3 protein-coding genes are annotated in these 2,997 nt (G+C 31.3%); all 3 read left to right on the top strand.

Translation table 11 applies throughout. The annotated features are described in order from the left end of the window. Positions 1 to 119: 119 nt before the first annotated feature. On the top strand, positions 120 to 995 hold the full coding sequence (locus tag G8O23_RS17145; RefSeq protein WP_166367138.1) for a hypothetical protein: 876 nt from the start codon (positions 120 to 122) through the stop codon (positions 993 to 995). Positions 996 to 1,146: 151 nt separating this feature from the next. Continuing rightward, a complete protein-coding gene (locus G8O23_RS17140) occupies positions 1,147 to 2,187 on the top strand; it encodes an endonuclease NucS domain-containing protein (protein ID WP_166367136.1) in 1,041 nt (346 codons plus the stop codon). Between the two features lie 183 nt (positions 2,188 to 2,370). Further along, a partial coding sequence (locus G8O23_RS17135; RefSeq protein WP_166367134.1) for a DUF4932 domain-containing protein occupies positions 2,371 to 2,997 on the top strand: 627 nt, incomplete at its 3' end.

Below are 2,997 nucleotides of genomic sequence, written 5' to 3'. Positions count from 1 at the left end.
TGGGGTACTCGGGGCAGGGTCGCCCGCTGCCATTCGTTTTCGTCGGGGGACGAAAACGTGGGCTACGCACATCCCCACTAGCCACAACCCCCAGCCGTTATGCACCATAAAACAAGAAAATGAAACACTATTATTTTAAATATTTGATTGATAATAAAGGAATTGATATTTGGTTAAAAAAAAACCAAAATGAAATTGATTTATCAATCTATTATGGTACTTGGAAAAAAGAAGATTATCCAGATAATATTGGGAAACAACATCATTTGAGTATTGAACAAATTCATAGATTTTTTGAATTAAAGAATGAAAACGAATTAATATATTTTTGGGTATTTTATAAAGAATTCATTTATTGTTTCAAAGTTACTGACAAAGAAGTATATAATGGCCCCTGTGAATATATAAACTATAAAGAAAAAGATAATAAGATTGTAGAATCATTACCAAAATCAATAAAAGCCGAATTATTTGAACGTTTTAATAAAATAGAGCATCCTGAATTCTTTTCAAATATAAATAGCAATCAGTCATATAATCGAATGACTTTAACGGAGTTGAAAAATTCAGCAAAAGAATATTCAAATGCTTTAGTTTTAAAAAAAACCTTGAGGATTGACTTGAAAAATTATTATAAATACCTTTCTCCAACTCAATTTGAGACCTTAATCTTCTTAATATTTACAAATGAAAATTCTTTGTGCTCATCATTTAGGGGAAGTACACTCAAAGATTATGACTTAAGAATATCTTTAACTAAAGATTTCTATGGTTTATCGAGAGGAAATCATTGGTTGCAAGTAAAACTTAAAACATTTGAAAAAACAACGATAAATGGATATACAATTCATATTGGTAAGACAAATTTTATAAATAAAGTAATTGGCATAGATTGGATTACTGAAAGAATAAAAGAAAGAAATGATATTTTGAGATGGTTAAATGAATGTATTTTTAACTACGAATTGATTGAAAGAAAAATTTACGGTGCATAACAAGGGGTGTAGCTAATGTGGGTTTTTAATGGGTTCTCGGAACGGTTTAGCACGTTCGGGTCGATTTCGTCGGGGACGAAATCGAAGCTCGCTCTCCCACACTAGCCACACCCCCAGCCGTTACCGCCAATGTTAAGACAACACACAGATTATGAAACTATTTACGATAAATAAGGACGGAAAACTAATTCCGTATAAAGAGCATATTTTTAAAGAAGAAAATAAAGAATCGGATTTAGAAAATTTGCTTGAAAGAAACCCTGAATACTTCTTTGAAGACAGTAAAATAATGATTATTGGGCGACAAGTTCCAACAAATTTAAGTTCGTGGATTGATTTATTAGGTCTTGATAGAAATGGGAATACAGTTGTAATTGAATTAAAGCGTGGAAAAACACCAAGAGAAACAGTCGCACAACTGCTTGAATATGCATCATTTATTGAAAATCTTGATTATGAAGCGCTGAATGAAATATATCAAGGATACATAGGTGAAGAAACCTCATTAGATAATTATCATCAAGAATATTTTGAAATAACAAATGATGACAAAGTATCATTTAATAAAAACACAAAATTAGTAATTGTAGCGCAAGACATTAGTAATCATATAAAACAGACTTCACTTTACCTAAGAAAAAAAGGGCTTGAAATTTATTGTATGGAATTTAAATACTTTCAGAATCACGCATTTGAAAGAATGATTACAAGTGATTTTGTGGTTGGTGAAGAAAATTTTATAAAAAGTGAAGTAAAATCAACAGCACAATTACCAAAAGTTGATGAAAAAACATTCCTTGAATCATTGGATAAAAACGGAAAAGTAGTTTTTGAAAAAATATTTGAATTCGCTAAAAGCAATGACTTATTTTTCCGTTGGGGTTCGAAAGGATTTTCACTAAATTTACCCATTGAAAACGGTTTTGTCGGACTATGTTTTGGATATCCACCTGACTCTGTTTTTAAACAAAGTATTTATAGTGGAATTGAAGAAATAACAAAGAAAGTCAATGACTATGAAAGCGTTGTGGATTATTATAAGAAAGCATTAGAAAAAACAGGGTTCTTTGTACCAGCAAAATCGAATTTTAAGTGGGTTATAAACAAATCTGTTGACAATGAAAGGATTATGAAATTTTTAAATGTTTTGACGGAATTAGTTTCCAAAATTAAAGAGAAAGGACTTAAATAATTAAAACACAGGCGGTAACAAGGGGTGTAGCCAATGTGGGTTGACATTGGAACTTCGGAGCGGTTTCGCCCGCTCGGGCGTTTTCGTCCGGGGACGAAAACGTAACACGCTCTCCCACACTTGCCACACCCCCAGCCGTTGTGGCACATTTTAACCCGTCCTAAAAAACGGAAAAATTCAACAATGATGAAAACTACCTTGACTCTTTTAGTAATTACCTTTTCAACTTTAATGCTTAAAGGAAATTACAACGAACCAATTGTAAAAACCGACAAACGAATTGAGTTATTGAGTGTTATTTCAAGAATAGCTGGGTTCGATGAGTACAAAAATAACAATCTTAAGATATATTCAGAAAAAGTTGATAACCATTTTTTTAATTTTAAAGAGCATGAGATAATAAGTTATCTGAAACAATTAAGAAAAGAAAGACAAATTGCCTACGATGCGATTATGTCTTTAGCGATAAGAATAGAAATAGTTGATAATTCTATTACTTTATTTGATACTCAAAATCTTGACTCAAGATGGGATAAGAACAACTTAGATAGTTTGGAAAAATTGCTTAATGAGTTTTATGTTTTATCAGATTTTGAATCTTTTTATAATTCTAACAAAGAATTTTATGAGGTAGCAACAAGAAAACTAACTGAGGCAACAAATAGTATTAATTATAAGTGGTTCTCTGATTTTTATGGAGAAATAAATCAGGATACATATATTCTAGTTGCTGGAATGCTCTTGGGTTCTCACAACTATGGACCCAGTGTTAAGATTAACTGTAAAAGCAAGGAACTTTATTCAATCCTA

Origin of the sequence: Perlabentimonas gracilis (genome assembly GCF_011174675.1) — a bacterium.
Classification (GTDB): domain Bacteria; phylum Bacteroidota; class Bacteroidia; order Bacteroidales; family Tenuifilaceae; genus Perlabentimonas; species Perlabentimonas gracilis.
This window is presented reverse-complemented; position numbering and strand designations above follow the sequence as displayed.